General features: G+C 66.4%; 19 protein-coding genes and 1 pseudogene. 7 read left to right on the top strand and 13 right to left on the bottom strand.

The window, feature by feature from the left end:
* Positions 1-11: 11 nt before the first annotated feature.
* The 4 genes from dut to ubiE all read right to left on the bottom strand — a co-directional run bounded on the left by dut (position 12) and on the right by ubiE (position 4,290).
* Complete coding sequence (gene dut / locus ONR75_RS00720) at positions 12-470, bottom strand: dUTP diphosphatase (protein WP_265080953.1); 459 nt, start codon at positions 468-470, stop codon at positions 12-14.
* Positions 467-1,897 carry a bifunctional phosphopantothenoylcysteine decarboxylase/phosphopantothenate--cysteine ligase CoaBC gene (coaBC, locus tag ONR75_RS00715; RefSeq protein WP_265080952.1) on the bottom strand — a complete coding sequence of 477 codons (1,431 nt, stop codon included), beginning with the start codon at positions 1,895-1,897 and terminating at the stop codon, positions 467-469. The genes dut and coaBC overlap by 4 nt, the downstream gene beginning before the upstream one ends.
* Before the next feature lie 66 nt (positions 1,898-1,963).
* On the bottom strand, positions 1,964-3,532 hold the full coding sequence (gene ubiB / locus ONR75_RS00710) for a 2-polyprenylphenol 6-hydroxylase (RefSeq protein WP_265080951.1): 1,569 nt from the start codon (positions 3,530-3,532) through the stop codon (positions 1,964-1,966).
* Positions 3,529-4,290 (bottom strand): bifunctional demethylmenaquinone methyltransferase/2-methoxy-6-polyprenyl-1,4-benzoquinol methylase UbiE, encoded by a 762-nt coding sequence (gene ubiE, locus ONR75_RS00705; RefSeq protein ID WP_265083897.1) that lies wholly within the window; start codon positions 4,288-4,290, stop codon positions 3,529-3,531. Before ubiE ends, ubiB begins: the two co-directional genes overlap by 4 nt.
* Positions 4,291-4,384: 94 nt before the next feature.
* Here ubiE and mutM point away from each other — a divergent pair, with 94 nt between their 5' ends.
* Positions 4,385-5,266 carry a bifunctional DNA-formamidopyrimidine glycosylase/DNA-(apurinic or apyrimidinic site) lyase gene (gene mutM, locus ONR75_RS00700; RefSeq protein ID WP_265080950.1) on the top strand — a complete coding sequence of 294 codons (882 nt, stop codon included), beginning with the start codon at positions 4,385-4,387 and terminating at the stop codon, positions 5,264-5,266.
* A 149-nt stretch (positions 5,267-5,415) separates the two neighbouring features.
* Positions 5,416-6,003 carry a VOC family protein gene (locus tag ONR75_RS00695; protein ID WP_265080949.1) on the top strand — a complete coding sequence of 196 codons (588 nt, stop codon included), beginning with the start codon at positions 5,416-5,418 and terminating at the stop codon, positions 6,001-6,003.
* 31 nt (positions 6,004-6,034) lie between these two features.
* Here the strand turns inward: ONR75_RS00695 and ONR75_RS00690 are convergent.
* Positions 6,035-6,250: pseudogene (locus ONR75_RS00690) on the bottom strand (CorA family divalent cation transporter); the annotation flags it as partial.
* A gap of 77 nt (positions 6,251-6,327) precedes the next feature.
* A complete protein-coding gene (locus tag ONR75_RS00685; protein ID WP_265083896.1) occupies positions 6,328-6,567 on the bottom strand; it encodes an antitoxin in 240 nt (79 codons plus the stop codon).
* Positions 6,568-7,061: 494 nt separating this feature from the next.
* Here ONR75_RS00685 and ONR75_RS00680 point away from each other — a divergent pair, with 494 nt between their 5' ends.
* Complete coding sequence (locus ONR75_RS00680) at positions 7,062-9,404, top strand: TonB-dependent siderophore receptor (RefSeq protein WP_265080948.1); 2,343 nt, start codon at positions 7,062-7,064, stop codon at positions 9,402-9,404.
* Positions 9,405-9,444: 40 nt separating this feature from the next.
* Positions 9,445-10,611: a PepSY-associated TM helix domain-containing protein gene (locus tag ONR75_RS00675; RefSeq protein WP_265080947.1), complete on the top strand. Its 1,167-nt coding sequence runs from the start codon at positions 9,445-9,447 to the stop codon at positions 10,609-10,611.
* Positions 10,612-10,643: 32 nt separating this feature from the next.
* Here the strand turns inward: ONR75_RS00675 and corA are convergent, their stop codons facing one another.
* A complete protein-coding gene (gene corA, locus ONR75_RS00670; protein ID WP_265083895.1) occupies positions 10,644-11,651 on the bottom strand; it encodes a magnesium/cobalt transporter CorA in 1,008 nt (335 codons plus the stop codon).
* A gap of 191 nt (positions 11,652-11,842) precedes the next feature.
* On the opposite strand from corA, the gene ONR75_RS00665 reads away from it, so the two are divergent.
* Together ONR75_RS00665 and ONR75_RS00660 are read left to right on the top strand one after the other, a co-directional pair.
* On the top strand, positions 11,843-12,010 hold the full coding sequence (locus ONR75_RS00665; protein ID WP_265080946.1) for a hypothetical protein: 168 nt from the start codon (positions 11,843-11,845) through the stop codon (positions 12,008-12,010).
* 283 nt (positions 12,011-12,293) lie between these two features.
* On the top strand, positions 12,294-13,790 hold the full coding sequence (locus tag ONR75_RS00660; protein WP_265080945.1) for an acetyl-CoA hydrolase/transferase family protein: 1,497 nt from the start codon (positions 12,294-12,296) through the stop codon (positions 13,788-13,790).
* Between the two features lie 18 nt (positions 13,791-13,808).
* On the opposite strand, the gene ONR75_RS00655 is transcribed toward ONR75_RS00660, so the two are convergent.
* Complete coding sequence (locus ONR75_RS00655; RefSeq protein WP_265080944.1) at positions 13,809-15,887, bottom strand: methyl-accepting chemotaxis protein; 2,079 nt, start codon at positions 15,885-15,887, stop codon at positions 13,809-13,811.
* Between the two features lie 284 nt (positions 15,888-16,171).
* On the opposite strand from ONR75_RS00655, the gene ONR75_RS00650 reads away from it, so the two are divergent.
* Positions 16,172-16,960 (top strand): class I SAM-dependent methyltransferase, encoded by a 789-nt coding sequence (locus tag ONR75_RS00650; RefSeq protein ID WP_265080943.1) that lies wholly within the window; start codon positions 16,172-16,174, stop codon positions 16,958-16,960.
* A 220-nt stretch (positions 16,961-17,180) separates the two neighbouring features.
* On the opposite strand, the gene ONR75_RS00645 is transcribed toward ONR75_RS00650, so the two are convergent.
* The 5 genes from ONR75_RS00645 to ONR75_RS00625 form a co-directional block, all read right to left on the bottom strand.
* Entirely contained in the window at positions 17,181-17,351 is a 171-nt protein-coding gene (locus tag ONR75_RS00645) for a hypothetical protein (protein ID WP_265080942.1), read from the bottom strand.
* A gap of 115 nt (positions 17,352-17,466) precedes the next feature.
* Positions 17,467-18,912: a DUF2252 domain-containing protein gene (locus tag ONR75_RS00640; RefSeq protein WP_265080941.1), complete on the bottom strand. Its 1,446-nt coding sequence runs from the start codon at positions 18,910-18,912 to the stop codon at positions 17,467-17,469.
* A gap of 169 nt (positions 18,913-19,081) precedes the next feature.
* Positions 19,082-19,252 (bottom strand): hypothetical protein, encoded by a 171-nt coding sequence (locus tag ONR75_RS00635; RefSeq protein WP_265080940.1) that lies wholly within the window; start codon positions 19,250-19,252, stop codon positions 19,082-19,084.
* A gap of 235 nt (positions 19,253-19,487) precedes the next feature.
* Positions 19,488-20,240 (bottom strand): division plane positioning ATPase MipZ, encoded by a 753-nt coding sequence (locus tag ONR75_RS00630; RefSeq protein ID WP_265080939.1) that lies wholly within the window; start codon positions 20,238-20,240, stop codon positions 19,488-19,490.
* A gap of 344 nt (positions 20,241-20,584) precedes the next feature.
* Positions 20,585-21,973, bottom strand: coding sequence for a serine protease (locus ONR75_RS00625; RefSeq protein WP_265080938.1), 1,389 nt, complete (start codon positions 21,971-21,973; stop codon positions 20,585-20,587).
* Positions 21,974-22,018 lie beyond the last annotated feature (45 nt).

Here is a 22,018-nt window from a genome sequence, read left to right as displayed (position 1 = left end):
CGAAAAGCGCGTCAGCGCCCGGTGGAACCGAAGCCGCCGCTGCCGCGCTCGGTCGCAGTCAACGCAGAAGCCACCACGAGTTCCGCGCGGGCGACCGGCGCGATCACCATCTGCGCGATGCGTTCGCCGCGGTGGATCGTGAACGGCGCAGTGCCGTGGTTGATCAGCAGCACGCCGATTTCGCCGCGATAGTCGGCGTCGATGGTGCCGGGCGCGTTGAGCACGGTGACGCCGTGCTTGGCGGCGAGGCCGGAGCGCGGTCGCACCTGTGCCTCGTAGCCCGACGGCAGCGCGATGGTCAGGCCGGTCGGCACCAGCGCGTGCTTGCCGGCGTCGAGAACGAGCGGCGCGTCGCCGGGTACCGCGGCCAGCAGGTCGAGACCGGCGGCATGGGCGGTCTGATAGGCCGGCAAAGCGAGTCCTTCGGCGTGGGCGAGTTGCTGGACATCGACGATGACGGGGGCGCTCATGACTTTTCTTTCGTGACGGTTTCGGCGATGCGCGCGACCAAGGCTGTCGCGACCTGCTCTTTGCTCATCGCCGGCCAGGAATCAACGCCGATGTCGCCGTCGTCGTTGCGCGTCAACAGATGCACGGTGTTGCGGTCGCCGCCCATGATACCGGTCGCAGGCGAGACATCGTTGGCGACGATCCAGTCGCAGCCCTTGCGCGCGATCTTGGCTTTCGCATTGTCGATGAGGTGTTCGGTTTCTGCGGCAAAGCCGATCACCAGCGGCGGCCGGTTGTCGTGCAGCTTCGAAACCGTCGCGAGGATATCGGGATTCTCCGTGAGCTGCAGCGGCGGCAGCGCCTTGCCATCCTTCTTCAGCTTTTGCGCGCCCTCGCTGACCACGCGCCAATCGGCGACGGCGGCGGCGAAGATCGCGATATCGACGGGCAGAGCGGCTTCGACAGCGGCGAGCATGTCGCGCGCGGATTCGACCCGCGTCACCGTCACACCAGCGGGATCCTTCAATTCCACTGGACCCGACACGAGCACCACCTCGGCGCCGGCCGCGGCCGCCGCAGCTGCGATGGCATAGCCCTGCTTGCCGGAGGAGCGATTGGCGATGTAGCGCACCGGATCGATCGGCTCGTGGGTGGGGCCTGCGGTGATCAGCACGCCCCGGCCCTTGAGTGGCTGCGCCTGCGGCGGTCGCAGCATCGCATCGGCGGCGTTGGCGATCTCCGTCGGCTCGGCCATGCGGCCAGTGCCGGCTTCGTTGGCTTCGGCCATCTCGCCGGCATTGGGGCCGATCATCGCGATGCCGTCGCGCTGCAACTGCGCGACGTTGCGGCGGGTGGCGGCGTTGTTCCACATCAGCGGATTCATCGCCGGCGCCAGCAGGATCGGGCGATTGGACGCGAGCAGCGTCGCGGTGGCGAGGTCGTCGGCATGGCCATTGGCCATCTTGGCCATCAGGTCGGCGGTCGCCGGCGCGACGATCACGAGATCGCATTCGCGCGCGAGGCGGATGTGGCCGGCGTCGAATTCACTCTGCGGATCGAACAGGTCGGTGTAGCAGCGCTCGTTGGACAGGGCGGAGGCCGCGAGCGGGGTGACGAATTGGGTTGCGGCGCGGGTCAGCACCACCCGGACATGGATGTGCCGCTCCTTCAGCCGCCGGATCAGGTCGAGCGCCTTGTAGGCGGCGATGCCGCCGCCGATGATCAGGGTGACGCGGGGCTGGCCGGTCACGTTCCGGGGCTGCGGCGGGGCGTCGTTCGGGGTCGAAATTTCTTGCGACGGCGTTGCGGCAAACCCGGGGCGATTTTGCGACGCGTCGCGCAGGATCACCCGCACCTCGTCCTCCACCGACCGGCCGTTGCGGGCGGCGCGGAGCCGCAATTCGTCGCGGATGGCGTCGTCGAGTTTCCGGATTGTCAGGCTGGCCATGGTCGCATCCACCGTCGTTTGATTGCAATGCTATCACATAATGAAAGCACTGCAATCAATTCGGCGTCAGCGCACCGACAGGAGGATGCCGATGAAGGTCAGCGCGATGACCCAGATGCCGACGGTGCGCCAGCGCGACTGCCGTGCCCGTGCCCGGGCAATCGCTGCGATGGTTTCGGCGTCGAGCCGCATCCCGTTGCGGCTCATCTCTTCCAGCTGCTCGAGCGCCGCCACCGCGCGCGTCGCGATCGCCGGCAGGCCGGAGACGATGCGACCGAGTTCGCCGGCGCCGGACATGGCGCCCTGGATCTTGCCGAGCGGTCCGAGGTTGCGTTCGATCCATTCGCGGACCACGGGGTCAGCGACCTTCCAGATGTCGAGCTTCGGATCGAAGCTGCGCGCGACGCCCTCGACCACCACCATGGTCTTCTGCAGCAGGATCAGCTCCGGCCGCGTGCGCATGTCGAACAGGCCGGTGACCTCGAGCAGCAGGGTCAGCAGCTTGGCCATGGAAATTTCTTCGGCCGTGCGGTTGTGGATCGGCTCGCCGATGGCGCGGATGGCCTGGGCGAAATTCTCCACCGAGTGATGTGCGGGCACGTAGCCGGCCTCGAAATGCACTTCGGCGACGCGGCGATAGTCGCGGGTGATGAAGCCGAGCAGGATCTCGGCGAGGAAGCGACGTTCCTTCATGCCGAGCCGGCCCATGATGCCGAAGTCGACGGCGACGAGGCGGCCGGAGTCATCCAGAAAGAGGTTTCCGGGATGCATGTCGGCGTGGAAGAAGCCGTCGCGCAGGGCGTGGCGCAGAAAACTCTGGATCACCTTGCGGCCGAGATCGGGCAGGTCGACCTGCGACGCCGCGAGCCGCTCGTGATCGTTCAGCGCGATGCCGTCGATCCATTCCATGGTGAGCACGTTATGCGAGGTGCGGTCCCAGTCGACCTGCGGCACGCGGAAGTCGGGATCGTCGCGAGTGTTCTCCGCCATCTCCGACAGAGCGGCGGCTTCCAGCCGCAGGTCCATCTCCATGGCGACCGAGCGCGACATGATATTGATGATCTCGATCAGCCGCAGCCGGCGCGCCTCGGCTGAGAACTGCTCGGCCTTGTTGGCGACGAAGAAGAAATCGCCGAGGTCGCGGCGGAAGCGCGCGGCAACATTCGGCCGCAGCACCTTGACCGCGACGGAGCGGCGCGCGCCTCTGTGCTCGACCTCGGCGCGATGCACCTGGGCGATGGAGGCCGCCGCCACCGGCGGGCCGAAGCTGGTAAACAGCTGCGCCACCGGGCGTTCCAGCGACGCCGCGACCACGCCTTCGGCTTCGGTCATGGAGAACGGCGGCAGCCGGTCCTGCAGGCTTTCGAGATCGCGGGCCATGGCGACGCCGACCACGTCGGGCCGCGTTGCCAGAAACTGTCCGAGCTTGAGATAGGCCGGGCCGAGCCGCGTCAGCGCGCGCGACAGCCGCGGGCCGGACTTGACGCCCGGCCGCTCGATCAGCCGGGCGATGCGCAGCGCGAGCTGGCCGGGCGGCGGCACCAAGGAGGGATCGACGACGCCGAACACGCCTTCGCGCGCGAACACGAAACCGGCGCGGGCGAGCCGCGCCATGTGGGTGATGGCAGAGATCACAAACGCCAGCCCGAATGCAGGGCGACGATGCCGCCGGACAGGCTCTGATGATTGACGCGGGAAAAGCCGGCGCTGCGGATCATCTCCGAGAAAATGTTGGGCCTGGGAAACTTGCGGATCGATTCCACCAGATACTGGTAGGATTCGGCGTCGCCGGTCACCGCCTTGCCCATCGGCGGGATCAGCTTGAACGAGAACAGGTCGTAGATCCTGTCGAGGCCGGGGATGTCGACGGCGGAGAATTCCAGGCACAGGAAGCGGCCGCCGGGCTTCAGCACGCGATAGGCTTCAGCGAGCGCGCGGTCGATGCGCGGCACGTTGCGGATGCCGAAGGCGATGGTGTAGGCGTCGAAGCTCTTGTCGGGAAACGGCAGTTCTTCGGCATTGCCCTCGATGAAATCGACGCGGTCGTCGAAGTGCTGGGCGATGGCGCGTTCGCGGCCGACGTCCAGCATCCCCGAATTGATGTCGCAGACGGTGGCGTGGAAGCCATAGCCGGAGGCCTTGGCCGCGCGAAACGAGATGTCGCCGGTGCCGCCGGCCACGTCGAGCAGCGCGAACGGCGCGTCATTCCGCGGCGGGTTGAGCGCCTGGATCATCACATCCTTCCAGACGCGATGCAGCCCCATCGACATCAGGTCGTTCATCAGGTCGTAGCGCTTCGCCACGCTGTGGAACACGTCGTTCACCAGCGTCTGCTTGTCGTCCACGGGGACGTCCCGGAAGCCGAAATGGGTGGTTTCGCCGCCCTTATCCATGGTTTTCATCCAAAAGCCTCATCGCGGCGGACCATAGCGTGGCCGCCGCAATGGCGCTATCACGTCCCCGTCTCAAGGTGAATGACATAGAAGCATGCCCGAACTCCCCGAAGTCGAGACCGTCCGCCGCGGCCTGCAGCCGGCCATGGAGGGTTTTCGCATCGACCGCGTCGAACTGCGCCGGCCCGACCTGCGGTTTGCCTTCCAGCCGGATCTCGCCGCCCGGCTGACCGGGCGCACGGTCACCAGCCTCGGCCGCCGGGCAAAGTACCTGCTGGCGGACCTCGATTCCGGCGACGTGCTGCTGATGCATCTGGGCATGTCCGGCTCGTTTCGCGTGGTGTCCGACGGCACGCAAGCGATGCCCGGCGCGTTCCACCATCCGCGCAGCGACGAGCGCGCCCACGACCACGTGGTGCTGCACATGTCGTCGGGGGTCTCGATCATCTACAACGACCCGCGCCGCTTCGGCTTCATGAAGATTTTCGCCCGCAGCGAGATCGAGAACGAACCGCTGCTGAAGGACCTTGGCCCCGAGCCGCTCGGCAACGCCTTCGACGCAGCGATGCTGGCGTCAGCCCTGGCCGGCAAGAAGGTCAGCCTGAAGGCCGCGCTGCTCGACCAGCGTGTGGTCGCCGGCCTCGGCAATATCTATGTCTGCGAGGCGCTGTTCCGGTCGCATCTGTCGCCGCGCCGGCTGGCCGCGACGCTGTCGACCAAGAAGGGCGAGCCCACCGAGCGCGCCGCCAAACTGGTCGAGGCGATCCACGCCGTGCTGAACCAGGCGATCAAGGCCGGCGGCTCGTCGCTGCGCGATCACCGCCAGACCTCCGGCGAGCTCGGCTACTTCCAGCACTCGTTCCAGGTCTACGACCGCGAAGGCGAGCCGTGCCAGACCGACGGCTGCGGCGGCATCGTCAAACGCTTCGTGCAGAACGGGCGCTCGACGTTCTGGTGCCCGAAGTGTCAGAAATAAGTGACGTTCGGTAACGATTCGATGCAAGGCATCCGGGCAATTGGCGGCAGCAGGACGCTACAGGCCTCTGGAATTCGGCGCATCGATCCGTAATACTATCCCTGTGATCCGCGACGCCGTCCAATGAGCGTCGCTATCCGGAGAAAACGATGATCCGTCATCCCATTCACATTCCGCAGCTTCATCACGTGACGCTAAAGACCACGCGCATGGAGGACATGGTTGCGTGGTACGGCGTTGTTGCCGGCATGAACGTGCATTTTGCGTTTCCCGGCGGCACCTGGCTGAGCAATGATAGTGCCAACCATCGGCTGGCTCTGCTTGCCAGCCCTGCGATCTCCGATGATCCCGCTAAACTGGCGCACACCGGGTTGCATCACATCGCCTTCGAATTCGCCGACATGGATGGCCTGCTCGACACCTATGCGCGTCTCAAGGAGGACGGCATCGAGCCGCACATGGCGCTCGACCATGGCATGACGCTGTCGATCTATTACGTCGATCCCGACGGCAACAGCGTCGAACTTCAATGCGATACGTTCGGCGACTGGGAGCTCTCCACGCAATGGATGAGGACCTCGCCCGAATTTGCCGCCAACCCGATCGGAGTCGCCTTCGACGGCGACCGTCTGCTGGAAGCGCGAGCGGCGGGCGCCACCGCCGAGGAAATCCACCGCCGCACCTATGCCGGCGAATTCCTGCCGAGCGGGCCGCTCGACTTGCGGATGCCGCTGTAAAGCAAGCGCTTTTTGTTTCGCAGCTTGCGGCTTACAGCCACCCGTAATGCCGGAACCGCAGATACAAGAATCCGCAGATCGCCGCGATGCCGCCGATCACCGTGTGGTAGCCGTATTCCCATTTCAGCTCTGGCATGTGCTCGAAGTTCATGCCGTAGATGCCGGCGACGGCCGTGGGCACTGCGAGGATCGCGGCCCAGGCGGCGAGGCGGCGGGTGATCTCGTTCTGCTGCGACTGGCCGGCCACGGGCGCTCGCGGCCCATCCTTCGAGGCCGTCGCTGCGCGACGGCGCCTCAGGATGACGGCGTGTCTGTGGAAACGGCTCAAAGCATGTTGCCCCGTACTGGCGCCAGTCCCTCGTCGACGTCTGGGAACGGTTCAGTAAACGGCTCCATGCTGTCGAGCAGCGCCAGCAAGCCGCGTTTGCGTACCAGCTCGATTACCAGTCGGTCGCCATCGCGATGCATGATCGCCTTATCGCCGGGCAATTCGAATTCAACGGGGATACGGACGGCCTGGTGGCGGCCAATCCGGAATAGCTTGACGCGGCGTGGATCGGCCATCGGCGCCTCCGTGGCATAGGCCGCAGCATGTGCCAGGACTGGCACGATTTCCAGTCCTGCCTTCTGGTCGATCACCCAAGGGAAGGGCGCGCTGAACGGGCGTCAACGGTCGCGGTGTCAGGTGAGCGGATTGTGTGGAACTCTCCGTCGTCATCCTGAGGCGCTCGCCTCTTGGCGAGCCTCGAAGGATGCGGCGCCGGGTGCCTGCGGCCCATCCTTCGAGGCCGTCGCTGCGCGACGACGCCTCAGGATGACGGCGTAGTTTGTGGAAACGGCTCGGCAGAACCGTCGCAGCTGTTGGCGCCGCCGCCTCTCAACAAACTCCGGTCGTTTTCACAATCGCCGCATGCGGCTCACGATGCGGTGGCGTGACCTCGCAGTTCCTTCATCTGCCCCTCGCCTTAGAGCGATTCAAATCCTGCCTTGTTCATTTACGGCCGCGCGGCTGGTAGACGCAGCGACGACGATTGATCCCGGATTTGGAAGTGAACGACGTGACCACCCAAGCAGCGCGCCGCGACGGCAGGCTTCGACATTCCTTCAGCCGCCGCGCGCCGTTGCTGGCGGGGGCAGCGTTCCTGCTGGGCGACCTGTCATCGGGCGCGGCGGTGGCGCAGGCGCAATCGGGCGTTGCCTTGCCCGCCGTGACCGTGGATGCACCGACGCAGAAGAAGCGGCCGGCGCAGGCGGCCGCGGCGCCCGTCCGCAGCGCATCGCGCGCGGCGGCGCGCCGGCAGACCCGAAACATTGAGGCTGCGGAGCCGACGCCGACGGAACGCGCCATCGCCGCGGCTGCGGCGAAATACGAACAGATTCTCGGCTATCGCGCGATGCCCAGCGCGACCACCCTGCGCGGCGTCACTTCGCCGCTCGACGCCGCGCAGACCGTCAACGTTGTGCCCGAACAGGTCATCAAGGACCAGTTGCCGCGCAACCTCGACGACGCTCTGGTCAACATATCAGGCGTCACCCAGGCCAATACGCTGGGCGGCAGCATGGACGCGGTGATGCGGCGCGGTTTCGGCGACAATCGCGACGGCTCGATCATGCGCAACGGCATGCCGCTGGTGCAAAGCCGGTCGCTCAATGCGGCGGTGGAGAGCGTCGAGGTGCTGAAGGGCCCGGCCTCGATGCTCTACGGCGTCATCGATCCCGGTGGCGTGGTCAACACCATCAGCAAGCGTCCGGACCTCTATCAGCACGGTTCCGTCTCGGTGATGGGTTCGACCTATGGCGGCGGCAAGGACGGCGGGAATGCCGCGTTCGATCTGACCGGGCCGATCGGTAAGGACGGCCTCGCCTATCGTTTCATCGCCTACGGCGTCAACGAGGACTACTGGCGCAATTTCGGCCGTACCCGGGAGACCCTGATCGCGCCGTCGCTGGCCTGGTATGGCGACGCCACCACGGTGCATCTCAATTTCGAGCACCGCGAGTTCCTCTATCCGTTCGACCGCGGCACGCTGCTCGATACCCGCACCAAGCAGCCGCTCGCCATTCCGGCGACGCGCCGCATCGACGAGCCCTTCGACAACACCTGGGGCGTCTCCGACCTGATCCAGGCCTCGGTCGAACACCGGTTCAATGCCGACTGGAAGCTCAACGCCGCCTACAGCTACAATGCCGAGACCTCCGCCGCCAACCAGCTGCGCACCACGGCGGTCAATCCGGTGACCGGTGTCGCGACCCGCAGCAATGACGGCACCGGGGGCTCGCTGTCGCAGGACAGCTACGGCACCGCTTATGTGCAGGGCGGCTTCTGGCTCGGCGAGATGCGCAATGAAGTGCTGTTCGGCGGCGACGCGCAGTACCGCGTGATCTACCGCAAGGACCTGTACCGCCAGAACGTGTCCAGCGTGTTCAACGTCTACAATCCCGTCTACGGCCTGATCTCGCCGGGCACCACGGTCTCGCCCGCCGACAGCGAGCAGACCGACAAGCTCGCGACCCGCGCGCTGTTCTTCCAGGACACGCTGCATCTGACCAACCAGCTCGCGCTGGTCGGCGGCGTCCGCTACATGCAGTTCGAGCAACTGGCCGGCAAGGGCCGGCCGTTCGTCACCAACACCGACCTCACGGGCGACAAGGTGCTGCCGCTCGGCGGCATCATCTACAAGCTCACCGACCAGGTCTCGCTCTATGCCAGCTATACGCAGTCACTGAAGCCGACCTCGACCATCGCCGCGTTCTCGTCGAGCCTCGCGAATTTCGTGGTCGGCTCCAACCTCCCGCCGGAGGAAGGCACCCAGTGGGAGACCGGCGTCCGGTTCGACATCAACAAGCGGCTGTCGGGCACCGTGGCGCTGTACGACATCGAGAAGAAGAACGTACTGGTGACGCAGCTCAACACCGGCACCGGCCTGCTCGAGGCCCGCGCCGCCGGCAAGGTGCGCTCGCGCGGCGTCGAGGTGGATGTCACCGGCAAGCTGACTGACAGCTGGAGCATGATCGGCAGCTATGCCTACACCGACGCGCGCGTCACCGAAGATCCGGTGTTCAAGGACAATGCGCTGCAGAACGTGGCGCTCAATACCGGCTCGCTGTATCTGGTCTACGACTTCGGCACCACGCTGCCCGGCCGGCTGCGACTCGGCGCGGGCGGCCACTACGTCGGCGACAGGCCGGGTGATGCCGCCAACAGTTTCGTGCTGCCGTCTTACGCCGTCGCCGATGCCTTCGCGACCTATGAAACGAAATACCAAAATCTGCCGGTGACCTATCAGCTGAACGTCAAGAACATCTTCGACAAGGTGTATTACCCGTCCGCGGCGAGTTCGATCTACGTTGCGGTCGGCGATGCCCGGCGGTTCTCGCTGTCGGCGACGGTGGCGTTCTGATGCCGGCGCGCAGCGGCATCGCCGGCGCGAGGCGCGCGCCATGAGCCATCGTCCGGTCAAGGCTGCGCTGCTGCAGGTCCATTCCGTGATCGGGCTGGCCGTTGCACTGGTGCTGTCGGTGATCGGGCTGACCGGCGCGACGATGAGTTTCGAGGACGAGATAGGCGCCTTCATGAATGCCGATATCATGAAGGTCGAGGCGCGCGGCGCGCCGATGCTGACGCCGGATGCGCTGGTGGCGCGGCTGCAGGCGACGCAGGATCTCGGCAAGGTGTCCGCCGTGACGCTGTCCAGCGATCCGTCGGTCGCAGCGCGCATCCGTTTTGCGCGTGGCGGCGACGGGGCGCGACCGTCCTCGGTCTATGTGGATCCCGCCGACGGCCGTCTGCTCGGTGCGCCGCGCGGCGAGGACTTCTTCGCCACCGTGCGCAAGCTGCACCGCTGGCTGCTGCTGCCCGGCGACGGCAAGGGCGTCGGCCGGACGATCACCGGCGTGGTGGCCATCTCGCTGTTCGTCATGCTGGTCTCCGGCCTGGTGCTGCGCTGGCCGCGCCGGGTCCGCAGCATCAAGACCTGGCTGAAGCCGAATTTCGCCATGCGCGGCCGCGGCTTCCAGTGGTCGCTGCATTCGGTGGTCGGCACCTGGGTGCTGCCGATCTATCTGGTGATCGCGCTCACCGGGTTGTGGTGGTCGTTCGACTGGTACAAGGACGGCGCCACCTGGCTGCTCGGCCGGCCGGCGACGGCGACGAAGATGCAACCCAAGGCGCCGCCGCGCCCGGCAAATGCCGAAGCGCCGGTGCCTTCCTTCGATCGGGTGTGGTCGACGTTCCTGCGCGAGCAGGGCGACCGCTACGCAACGGCGCAACTGACGCTGCCGCCGCAAGGCACGGCTGTGCGCGTGCGGTCCTGGGCGCGCGGCTCATGGCACGAGGGCTCCCGCGACGAATTCCGCATTGATGCCGCCAGCGGCCGCGTGCTGTCGGCCGAGCTGTATGCCGACAAGCCGCCCGGCGAGCGCGTGCTGGCCAGCGTGCTCGATATTCACAGCGGCGCCATTCTCGGCTGGCCCGGCCGGCTGCTGTTCATGCTGGCGGCGGCGTTGATGCCGCTGTTCATGGTGACGGGGTTCTTGCTCTATCTGTCGCGGCGGAAACTCCGGCAGGGCGCAGCGCCCGTACGCGGGGCGCTCGTCGCCGGCGAATGACGGCCCGGGCGTCGTGAACTCGTCCGGCGCGCTCACAGCCAGCCGTAATGCCGGAAGCGATAATACAGGAAGCCGCAGATCGAGGCGATGCCGCCGAGCACCATATAGTAGCCGTAGGCCCATTTCAGCTCCGGCATGTGCTCGAAGTTCATGCCGTAGATGCCGGCCACGGCGGTGGGCACCGCGAGGATCGCGGCCCAGGCGGCGAGGCGGCGGGTGATCTCGTTCTGCTCGGACTGGCCGGACATCAGGCTGGCCTCGAAGGCGAAGGCCAGCACCTCACGCAGCGCGTCGATGTCTTCCTGGGCCCGGTTGATATGATCGAGCACGTCGCGGAACAGCGGCCGCATCTCGGGATCGACCAGCACCACGTCGGAATGTTCGAGCCGGTGGCAGACGTCGACCAGCGGACCGACGGCACGGCGCAGCTTCAGCAGTTCGCGGCGCAGCTTGTAGAGACGCTCGAACTCCGAATGATGCAGCTTGCGCTGCAGCACGCGGTCCTCGAGCTGCTCGACCTCCGCCTGGATCGCCTCGATCACCGGCAGGTAGTTGTCGACGATGAAATCGATGATCGCATAGAGGATGTAGTCCTCGCCGCGGGTCAGCACCGTCGGGCAGGCCTCGCAGCGCTGGCGCACCGCGGCGTAGGAGGCCGAGGCGCCGTGGCGCACCGAGACCACATAGCCGCGGCCGACGAAGATGTGCGTCTCGCCGAAGCCGATTGCGCCGTCGACCATCTGCGCGGTGCGCGCGACGATGAACAGCGCCTCGCCATATTGCTCGACCTTGGGATGCTGGTGCGCCTTCGAGGCGTCCTCGATGGCCAGCGGATGCAGGTCGAACTGGACGCGGATTTTTTCCAGCAAAGTGGTGCTGGGCTCGAACAGCCCGATCCACACCACGTGGCCGGGCTTCTGCGACCAGGCCTTCGCCTCTTCGACGGGAATGTCGGCCACGCGCCGACCGTTGGCGTAGACGCTGGAGGCGATGACGCCGGCCTCGCGCGGGGCCTGTTCCGGTAACTTGCTGCCGTGCACGGCATCCCCCACGTCGGTCGCGTCTGGCACTATGCTATGCGCAATAGACGCGCGGGAGAGCTGAAAGTTTCGTGACGCCGCTGCCAGGGGGACGGTTCGTCCGTACGGCTCTGAGGACCTGGTGTTGACCCTGGTCAATCCGCGGACCGCGGTTTCGATGCACCCTGTGAGCCCGCTGCAAGGAGTCTCGCATGAAACGCAAACCGGTATGGGGTCTGCTGGCCGCGCTGATCGCGGTCGTCGCGGGCCACCCCGCCGCGGCGTTCCTGATGATGCCGCACGCCACCATGCCCAATCCACCGCTCAGCCGAAACGATGCCCGCGACATCGCCGCCTTCATCATGACGATGAAGAATTAGGGCGCAGCCCGTTACGAGGTGTCCGGCCGGAGGGAGGAGTGTCCGCCGCCAACAGCAGCGTGCCGATGATCAGAAGCGCAATGATGATCTTGATGTTCATCGTCAGCCCCCGCCGACCAACCTCGACATAATTTTCGCCCGTCCGCGCAACAGAGCATGCGATGCGCGACAAGCAATTGCGGCAGGTCAAATGCCTGTGTCGGCATGCCCCCTAAAGGACGGGATGTTCGCCGATGCCGGCCAGGCCGGCCGTCGGGCGACGTTTTTCTCTCAGGGAGGTTCCATGGCGGGTGGCAGAGCGCGGATCATGTCGTCGGCGTTTCGGGCAAAGCTCATGTCCGCCGACGATGCCGCGGCGCTGGTGCCGCACGGTGCCAATGTGGGCATGAGCGGCTTTACCGGATCGGGCTATCCGAAGGCCGTTCCGCAGGCGCTCGCCCGCCGCATCGAGGACGCCCACGGGCGTGGCGAGCCGTACCGGATCGGGATGTGGACGGGGGCTTCGACCGCGCCGGAACTGGATGGCGCGCTGGCCAAGGTCAACGGCATCGAGCTGCGACTGCCCTACCAGTCCGACCCGATCACCCGCGAGCGCATCAACTCCGGCACCATGGACTATATCGACATCCATCTCAGCCATGTGGCGCAGCACGTCTGGTTCGGCTTTCTCGGTCATCTCGATGTCGCGGTGGTCGAGGTCGCCGCGATCCTGCCCGACGGCCGGCTGGTGCCGTCGACCTCGATCGGCAACAACAAGACCTGGCTCGACCAGGCCGACCGCATCATCCTCGAAGTGAACACGGCGATGAACCCTGCGATGCAGGGCATGCACGACATCTACTATGGCACAAGGCTGCCGCCGCACCGCACGCCCATCCCGATCCTGGCGCCGGGCGACCGCATCGGGGAGACCACCTTTCGCTGTGATCCCGCCAAGGTCATCGCGGTGGTCGAGACCGATGCGCCGGACCGCGACACCAGCTTCGCGCCGCCGGACACGGTGTCGAAAGCCATCGCCGGGCATATCCTGGAGTTTCTCGGCCACGAGGTGAAGCGCGGCCGGCTGCCGCCCGAACTACTGCCGCTGCAATCCGGCGTCGGCAACGTTGCCAATGCCGTCATGGCCGGGCTGGAGGATGGCCCGTTCTCCGGGCTCACGGCCTATACCGAGGTGCTGCAGGACGGCATGCTGGATCTGATCCGCTCCGGCCGCATGGTGCTCGCCTCCGCCACTGCCTTGTCGCTCAGTGCGGAAGCGGCCGGCGTGTTCAACCGTGAACTCGAACAGCTGCGCGACCGCATCGTGCTGCGGCCGCAGGAAATCTCCAACCATCCCGAGGTGATCCGGCGGCTCGGCGTGGTTGCCATGAACGGGATGATCGAGGCCGATATCTATGGCAACGTGAATTCGACCCACATCCGCGGCACCAGCATCATGAACGGCATCGGCGGCTCCGGCGACTTCGCCCGCAACGCCTATCTGTCGATCTTCATGACGCCGTCGACGGCCAAGCAGGGATCGGTATCATCGATCGTGCCGATGGCCACCCATGTCGACCACACCGAGCATGACGTGCAGGTGTTGGTCACCGAGAACGGCCTTGCCGATCTGCGCGGCCTGTCGCCCAAGCAGCGGGCGCGGATCATCATCGCCAACGCGGCGCATCCGTCATTCCGTCCGGCGCTCACCGACTATTTCGAACGCGCCTGCCTGACGTCGCCGGGCAAGCATACGCCGCATCTGCTCGACGAGGCGCTTCGCCTGATCCGGCCGGTCTGATCGCCGGCATCGCCCGGCTCATCCCACGCCGGCGATGAAGCGCTCGATTTCCAGCGACAAATGGCCGGACTGGCGGCCGAGATCGTCGGTGGTCTGGCGCACCTGGCCGGCCGCGGCGACGGTACCGGCCGCTGCGGCCCGCACCTCGTTGATCTGGGTAGAGACGCGGTCGGTCAGCAGCGCAACTTCCTGGGCGTCGCGCGACACCTGGTTCATGGCGTTGACCTGGCCCTGGATGGCCTGGGTGATGGCCCCGGTCAGCCCGTCGACCTCGCGGATGCGCGCGCCGATGCCGTCCATGGCGAGCACCGCCGACTCCGTGGCGGCCTGGATGGCCGACACCTGCGCGGTAATCTGACCGGTGGCGGTGGCGGTCTGCGACGCCAGCGATTTGACTTCGCCGGCGACGACGGCGAAGCCGCGTCCGTGCTCGCCGGCGCGCGCGGCCTCGATCGTCGCGTTGAGCGCCAGCAGGTTGGTCTGCGCGGCGATGGTGGTGATGACGCCGACCACTTGGCCGATTTCGGCGGCGGCCACCGACAGCCGCGCCACGTTGCGGTTGGTGGCCTCGGCCTCGCCGACCGCGTCGGCCGACAGTTTCGAGGACTGCTCGACCTTGGTCGAGACTTCCGCAAGCGAGGTGCGCATCTCTTCCGATGCTCCGGCCACCGAATTGATGCTCTCCGCGGCCTGCTGCACGGCGCGCGCGATCTCGTCGGTGCGGCGCGTCGCGTCGGTTGCCGTCTCGGTCATGGCATCGGCGGCGACAACCATCTGCTGGTTGGCCCCGGCCACCGTATCGAGCGTGCGGCCGACCGATGCCTGGAAGTCGCGGCACAGGACGCCGAGACGCGTCGCCCGTTCGATGTCATTGGCCTGGGCGGCCTGGCGCTCGGCGTTGGCCAGTTCGGACGTGATGGTGCCCAGGCGCAGCGATTCCAGGGTCTCGGCCATGGCCGAAAATTCGTCGTCGTCGCCGACCTGCGGCACCGGAGCCTCGTATTCGTGCCGCGACAAATGTCCGATGGCCTCGTTCAGGGTCCTGACCGGCTGGATCACGCGCCGACGGATCAGCCGCAGCACCAGCGCCGCCGCGGACAGCATCAGCAGCGTCACCGCGATGGTGGCGACGAGGGCAAACCGCGCCGCGTCGTATTGTGTTTCGGCGCGCTGCTGCATCAGGTCCAGCGCAGTCCGCGCAACCGCCATGATCGGCTCGAACGGCGCGTTGCACAGCGTCGTCCATTGCGCCGGGGTGACCGACGATGCCGATCCCTTGCCGAGCTCGCGATAGACGGCGTCGCGCGCGGCCATCGAGCCGCTGAAATCACGTTCGCCGGCGGTCACCGCGCTCGCCAGTTGCGGCGGGACGTCGCTGCGGACCATCAGGCCCTTGAGCGCGCTCCAGCCGGCCTCGTCGGCGCCGCGCAACCGCCCGATGGTGGAGAGGTTGGCAGGTGACAGGGGTTCATTCGCAGCGACGCTGCCGCGCAGCGCCGAGCATTCGGAGCCGGCTGCCTCGCGGATGCTCCAGGCGGTCTGACGCGCCGCGACCAGCTCCGCCACATAGGGATCGGCAAGTCGCGCCTCGGCCGCGACACGGAGCGATGCGTCGTTCAGATTGTCGAGCACGCGGGTCGTCGACTTGTACCAGACGTCGGTATCCGCAACCTTGCGGGTCGGCTTCGGCTTCGCGGCGGCCGCGCCGAGTTCCTGCCACTTCTGCTCGGTCTCGCTCCAGCGCGTTCGCAGATCGGCCACCAGGGCATCCAGCGCGGCACCGCCGATGCGCGGGAGAACCGCGACGGCCTCCAAATATTTCGTCGTCCCTCGCGCGCGCAGCTCAGCGAGTTTTGCCGAGGGATCGTCCAGATTCAGCAAGACGGTCTGAGCCTCGCCGCGCGACAGGCGCAGCACCTGCATGGTGTTGAAGACCGTGCGGTCGGCCTCGGCAAGTGTGACCAGTCGGCTCGCGGCGGTCATATCGCCGAAATTCGTGACGAGCCGCAGACCGAGCAGAACGACCACCACTGCGGTCAGGCCAAGGAAAGCGCCGTTGAGCAGGCTGCCAACACGGCAATGAAATCCGATTCGCATAATCTATCCGTGCATTCTGCAAATGAATAAATTGCATGGCGACTGCCGTTGCTGCGTTGCACGCTAGTCGAAGAGCGTTAATTTTATGGGAACCGTTTAGCGTCCGATTAACGGTGTTTATATCCTGTGCGGCGCCCTCCGGCGGGCAGGAAGAGGTCGGTGCCGCGTCGTGGCGGGCTCAAATATCGTAGAGCGGACTCTGGGGCGCAGCTCGACAGTCCGGTGCCGGACATGGCAGGACTACGCCGTTGCCGGGACCGCCAGGCCATGCAGGGATTCAGCCGATGAACGACGCTTCCATCCGCTTCAACGACGGTGCCGCCTATGAGCGGATGATGGGACTGTGGAGCCGGCTTGCCGGCGATATCTTTCTGGACTGGCTGAAGCCGTCGCCCGGCCTGCGCTGGGTCGATGTCGGCTGCGGCAACGGCGCCTTCACCGAGGCGATCGTGCAGCGCTGCGCACCGGCGGAGATCCAGGGCATCGATCCCTCCGAGGGGCAGATCGCCTTTGCCCGCACCCGCGCCGCGGCGCGTCCCGCCGTGTTTCAGCTCGGCGACGCCATGGCGCTGCCCTACGCCGACAAGGCATTCGATGTCGCGGTGATGGCGCTGGTGATCTTCTTCGTGCCCGATCCGGCGAAAGGCGTCGCCGAAATGGCGCGGGTGGTGAAACCGGGCGGCATGGTGGCGGCCTATGCGTGGGACATGGACGGCGGCGGCTTTCCGCTCGAACCGGTGATGCGCGAGTTGCGCGCCATGGGCTTCGTGCCGTCGATGCCGCCGAGCATGGATGCGTCGCGCAGCGAGAACCTGCAGCGGCTGTGGCGTGCGGCGGGCCTGCGCGAGGTCGAAACCCGCCGCATCGATGTGACGCGTAGTTACGACGACTTCGAGGATTTCTGGTCGGCCTCGACCGCGGGCACCACGGTGAAGCCGACGGTAGCGGCGATGGACCCGGACGTGCTCGCCGAGTTGAAAGCACGCGTCCGCGCGCATCTCACCGAGGATGCTTCGGGCCGGGTCAGCTACGCGGCCTTCGCCAATGCGGTGAAGGGCAGCGTGCCGGCATAGCTCGGCTTAGAGTCTGATCCATCAAGATTGAACCGGATCATCGTGTCCCGGACGCGGTACGGCATTCTTATGCCGCTCCGCAGACCCAGGGACCGTACCAAACTCCCGAGTGCGTGGCGGTCCCGGCTCTGCAGTGCATGACGCCTTCTGACGGAGGCGCATAGCACTGCGTCCGGGACACGGTTCAAGCGAATGGAATCCGACTCAAGGGAAAACGCTGCTATTCTAGCGGCACCGCGAGACGGCCGATCAGCGCCACGACTTCATCGAGATCCCGGGTTTCGCGATGCTCCAGCAACATGGCCAGCTTGCGCACGCATTCGTCGTCGCTGGACAGCCAGCTGGCCAGCGGAGCGAGGGTGTCGGCCTGGGAGGACTGGGCGTGGGGCATGGGATCACCTTCATTCCGAGGGTCAGCCGACCGGTCGCACGGCGCGAATCGATCAGCCTTGAACGAAGGTATTGAGGCGCGCCTTTCTCAATCGTTAAGTTCCGTGCTCGCGTGACTACGGCGCCTTGCTGCGCGATGCCGATGACTTGCCGGCGTTCGTGCCGCGCGTCTTGCGGGCTTTCTTGCCGGCGTTCTTGCGGGTGGGCGTTGTCTTGCTGCGCGACTTGTTATTCCTGGCTTTGACCAGGGCCGCATGATCGAGGATGGTCTGGTCGGCATAGGCCATGGCAAAGGCGGCAATGGCGTCGTCGAAGGCCGCGGTCTTGCCCATGTAGCCGGTGATGATCGCGGCGTCGCCGGAGCGCGCGTGGGCGCGCGCAAGGGTACGGCCGCACAGAGCGGCGTAGTCCGCCAGCGCCTCGCCTTCGCCGATGTCGCTGACACCGCCGAGCCGGCGGTTCTTCAGGGTCCGGATGTAGAAATCCCGGCCCGAGGCGTCATCGCGGGCATAGCCGAGGAAGATGTCGCTGGCGGCCTGCATCATGCGCTGACCCTCGACGACGCGGCGGCCCTGGTTGCCCTTGTAGGACGGCCTGCCGCCGAGCCGTTCCAGCACCGACTTTTGCGCCTGCTTGATCTGCAGGAACAGCGGCTCGCCGTCGCCGGTGAGGAACAGGCAGACGTAGCAGTAGGTCCCCACCGAGCCGACGCCGACCGCCTTGAATGCGAAGTCCTGCAGGGTGAAGCGGTCGAGCAGCCGTTGCCGGTCCGGCCACAGGTCCTTGCGATAGCTGGCGAGCACGCCGGCGATATCGATGCGGTGATGGGCATCTCGGCGCGAATCCAGGTGGAAGATGGTCGGCGGCTTGTCGACGATCCGCGGCGCGTCGCCGGCGGTGAGATGCGGAAAGTTGTCGTCCAGCGCCAGGCCTTCGCCGCGCGCCTTGTCGATGATCGACGCGAGCTTGCGCTGCAGGCCGGCATGGCCGATGGCGCCGATCTCCTCCTCGAGGTCGATGCGGCTGTGCCAGATTTCCAGCGGCGACATTTTCGACAGCGCCGCCATGTGCCAGCGATAGGCCTTGACCGTGCTGGCGGCCAGCGCGCGCGACTGCTTGCGCGACGCATCGGTGGCCAGTGCGGCGACCGCCACGCTGGCCGCCAGACGCTTGACGTCCACGGTAAAGTCGATGCCGGCCAGCGTCTCGTCGAAATCGTTGACGTCGAACAGGATGTTGTCTTCGGGAGTGACGAAGGCGCCGAAATTCATCAGATGGCTGTCGCCGCCGGCCTGCACCGGGATGCCGGCCATCGGCTGGCCGGCCAGATCGGTTGTCATGATCGCTGCCGCGCCGCGCAGGAACGCGAACGGGCTGGCTATCATGCGCTTGTAGCGCTCCGGGACCAGCTCGGGGACGCGGTCGGCATCGCTTTCCGCCAGGATGGCCACGGCGCTGCGCGCCAGCGGACCCTTGAACTCGGCATGGGCCTCGCGAGGCGTCTTGCGGCGCAGCGCCTTGCCCTGCTTCAGTCGCTCCGCCCGATTGCTCAACGTGGTCATGATCGCACCCCTGGTGTCGCCGCTGTCACGACGCTCGGGCTGGCCCGCCCCGACCGGTCGTGATCGATCCCGCATGTGTAACGGGCCGGCAACGAACGGCAAGATGCGCGCTACGCAGTCGCGGGATTTCGTCGGCAGCGGTGCGGGGAGGCGTATCGGACAAGACGGCCTATTCGAGCGGAATCGCCAGGCGGGCGATCAGCGCCACCACCTCGTCGAGGTCGCGGTTCTCGCGATGCACCAGCAGCATCGCGAGCTTGCGCACGCATTCGTCGTCCCTGGCCAGCCATGTGTCCAGCGATGCGGCGGGTTCGGCGGCGGAGGGCTGGGCGTGCGGCATGGGTCACTTTCGGTTGCGTGCAAGACGACCGGCCGCTTGGTGCGGATCGATTCGCCTGACACCGTCGAAGGTATTCTGGCGCTCCTCTGCGAAGTATGAAGTTCCGCCACCGTGGAATTGCGGGACGGACCGCAGTCTTCGTGCACGGTCGTGTCAAAAAATCGCGCCCCTGTCGCAAGGACAGGAGGCGCGCAGTTGGGTAGTACCGGGTCCCGAGGAGAAAACGGGGCCGGATTCAGGAAACGAAAATGACCGTATCTGCGTCCGTCGGCGTGGGGCCCCACAGCGTAGGCACAACATCGGCCGACATATCGAGTTCGGCGGCGATCGATTGCAGGTCGGCCAGGGCGGCGATGCCGAGCTTGTCGGCGACCCACTGCCACAGACCGCGGATTTCTTCCGACGACTTTCCGGTCGGGGCGAATTCGGTGACGGCGAGGCCGGCCGCGAGCGCGTCCTGGTGGTCGTTGCGCATCACGATGAACGGTTGCGCGACGATGCCGGTGAGATCGGGCACGTCATCGCCCGCCAGGCTGTTGGCCGCGTTCTGGATGCGCTGGCCGCGGATAGGCGTCTGGTTGAGCACGAAGGCGAAGGCCTTGTCGAAGGCGCGGATGGCGCCCAGCGTCGAGGCGGTGGCCTCGATGTCGGCAACGCTCGGGCGCGACGGGATCAGGCAGAGGTCGGCGCAGCCGATCGCCGTGGTGGTCACCGCGCTGGTACCGGCGGCGGTGTCGATGATGGTCAGCGTGATGCCGCTCTGGTCCAGCAGCCGCAGGCGCGGCTCGAGTTCCGAGGCGCAGTAGATCGGCTCGACCAGGGGTTCGGCATAGGGGCGGCGGGACTGCCAGTTGGACAGCGTGCCCAGCGGGTCGGTCTCGATCAGGCGAACGGTATGCCCGTCCGCGATCGCCGCCAGCGCGAGGCCGATCGAGAGAGTGCTCTTGCCGCTGCCGCCCTTTTGGGTGGCCAGTACGATCGTATGCATGTTCGGTCCTTGAATGGTTGAGTATTGGAGGCGGTATCGCCAGACCTGAGCCGCTACCGCCTTCGGCGGTACGACTCAATTTTGCCTGGACGTGTCGGCCCGACCTACAGAACCATTCACGGGTCGCCGCGTGTCCGAATCAGCAATGTCCTGACGATGCGGCAAGACCGGCGGCAAGGATACTCCGGTTGACTACGGTCCGTGGAACTACCGTTTTGATATCAAAACGATTTGGATAGTTCCGCTATCAAAAGTATGGTCTGGCAGGCGTTTGAAGTCGTCGCGTGCTGTGCAGTATGCAGCGCTCGATGCTTTGCTTGCTGTCGATGCACTGCAAGTGGTTGTTACTTGCGCACGCAGATCACGCGCACCATCGACGCCTTCGCGTTGCCCGCGGCGCCCGCGGCAAAGCTCACGCCATTGGTCTTGAGGAATTCGCGCACCGTGTCCGCGGGCACCAGGGTTGCCTGTGTGGCGACGCCGTTGGCAGGGCCTGCGACCACCACCGGCTTCAACTGCGCGAGGCCGGCGAAGGCGCCATCGGCGTCGGTCGCGGCGGCGCCGGAAAAGCCGATGCCGGGCGCCGGCGACAGCGCCAGTTCGCCGTTGCTGCCGACCGGTGCGACGGAGGCCTTGACCGTGCTGACTGCCGCATTGCCGCCCTGGCTCTGCGGATCGGCAATGCCGGTGAGGTCGAGCGCGGGCTTCGCTGCCGCATTGCCCAGCGCCAGCGGTTTCAATCCGTGGACGCCGTAGATGCGCAGCAGAGCGAGGTCGCGCACCTTGTCCTCGGCGACGCGATCGGCATTGCCGGGAGTCGCCAGATTCTGGCCCGCGACGACGACGGACATGCAGCCGTCGATGAGCTGGCGGTCGGTGAGGATCGCGCCGTCCTCGCTGACCACGATGCCGCTGCCATATTCCACCTTCTTGCGCGGCGGCGGGCCGGAGGCCGCCTGCGCGCCGACCGGAAACGCGTTGAACGCCGACGACATGGCAATGACCACCGGCTCCATGGTGCCTTCGGTGGCCTGGTCGTAGAGGATGGTGAGGATGCGCACCTCGGCGTCCTTGAAGGTGCCGCGCACGTAGAATTTCTTCAGCCCCTGCATGCCCGACAGCACGAAGAAGTCCGGCTTGATTGCGCTGTATTCGATCTTGCGGCCGGCCGGTTCCTTCTTCTCAAGTTCGGCGAGTTTCGCGGTGGTGACGCCGGCTTCCTTGCGTCGCGCAAGCTGGATCTGGATCGTGCCTGACGTCGACGACCACTTGCTGCCATTGGCGTCGGAACTCTGCTGCGGCACCAGCTTGGTCGGCAGGCCGAGCCGCGCGCCGGTGACCATGTCGGTCACGGTCTTCCAGCCGACATTGGCCTGCAATTTTCGCGCGGCGTCCGAAAGCAGCGTGCGCTCCTGCGGATTGAGCACGCCGGTCTGCTTGCCGCCGTTGTCCTTCTGGAACCCCTTGATGGCCGCGACCATGCGCTCGCTGACTTCGCCATTGATGGCGCCGTTGTACTGGCCGACCCAGGCGAGGTCCGACTGGATGCCCTGGCGCTCCGCCAGCACCATGGCATTGGCGGTGTCGGCGGGCGTCTGCAGCGCCGGGCGCACCGGCACGGTGGCCACCGGCTTCGGCTTGACGCCCTGCACCGCCGGCGGCGTCGCAACGGTCTGGGCCGCGGCCGCTTGGGCCGAGGCGACGATCAATGTTGCGGCCAGCATCGATCTCATGACATGTCCCGTGGTTGATGTTGTCGGATTGAAGCACATCTGCTG

The organism is Rhodopseudomonas sp. P2A-2r, assembly GCF_026015985.1.
Classification (GTDB): Bacteria; Pseudomonadota; Alphaproteobacteria; order Rhizobiales; family Xanthobacteraceae; genus Tardiphaga.
The sequence above is the reverse complement of the archived record's forward strand: the minus strand, read 5'-3'. Positions and strand labels throughout refer to the sequence as shown.

What these genes read in the sequence shown, in the direction of transcription:
- ONR75_RS00665 (WP_265080946.1), top strand. Translation starts at nt 11,843, where the DNA reads ATGAAACGCAAACCGGTATGGGGTCTGCTGGCCGCGCTGATCGCGGTC.
- ONR75_RS00645 (WP_265080942.1), bottom strand. Translation starts at nt 17,351, where the DNA reads ATGCCCCACGCCCAGTCCTCCCAGGCCGACACCCTCGCTCCGCTGGCC.
- ONR75_RS00660 (WP_265080945.1), top strand. Translation starts at nt 12,294, where the DNA reads ATGGCGGGTGGCAGAGCGCGGATCATGTCGTCGGCGTTTCGGGCAAAG.
- mutM (WP_265080950.1), top strand. Translation starts at nt 4,385, where the DNA reads ATGCCCGAACTCCCCGAAGTCGAGACCGTCCGCCGCGGCCTGCAGCCG.
- ONR75_RS00625 (WP_265080938.1), bottom strand. Translation starts at nt 21,973, where the DNA reads ATGAGATCGATGCTGGCCGCAACATTGATCGTCGCCTCGGCCCAAGCG.
- ONR75_RS00635 (WP_265080940.1), bottom strand. Translation starts at nt 19,252, where the DNA reads ATGCCGCACGCCCAGCCCTCCGCCGCCGAACCCGCCGCATCGCTGGAC.
- ubiE (WP_265083897.1), bottom strand. Translation starts at nt 4,290, where the DNA reads ATGGATAAGGGCGGCGAAACCACCCATTTCGGCTTCCGGGACGTCCCC.
- ONR75_RS00655 (WP_265080944.1), bottom strand. Translation starts at nt 15,887, where the DNA reads ATGCGAATCGGATTTCATTGCCGTGTTGGCAGCCTGCTCAACGGCGCT.
- coaBC (WP_265080952.1), bottom strand. Translation starts at nt 1,897, where the DNA reads ATGGCCAGCCTGACAATCCGGAAACTCGACGACGCCATCCGCGACGAA.
- ONR75_RS00630 (WP_265080939.1), bottom strand. Translation starts at nt 20,240, where the DNA reads ATGCATACGATCGTACTGGCCACCCAAAAGGGCGGCAGCGGCAAGAGC.
- dut (WP_265080953.1), bottom strand. Translation starts at nt 470, where the DNA reads ATGAGCGCCCCCGTCATCGTCGATGTCCAGCAACTCGCCCACGCCGAA.
- ONR75_RS00675 (WP_265080947.1), top strand. Translation starts at nt 9,445, where the DNA reads ATGAGCCATCGTCCGGTCAAGGCTGCGCTGCTGCAGGTCCATTCCGTG.
- ONR75_RS00685 (WP_265083896.1), bottom strand. Translation starts at nt 6,567, where the DNA reads ATGGCCGATCCACGCCGCGTCAAGCTATTCCGGATTGGCCGCCACCAG.
- ONR75_RS00650 (WP_265080943.1), top strand. Translation starts at nt 16,172, where the DNA reads ATGAACGACGCTTCCATCCGCTTCAACGACGGTGCCGCCTATGAGCGG.
- ONR75_RS00640 (WP_265080941.1), bottom strand. Translation starts at nt 18,912, where the DNA reads ATGACCACGTTGAGCAATCGGGCGGAGCGACTGAAGCAGGGCAAGGCG.
- ONR75_RS00695 (WP_265080949.1), top strand. Translation starts at nt 5,416, where the DNA reads ATGATCCGTCATCCCATTCACATTCCGCAGCTTCATCACGTGACGCTA.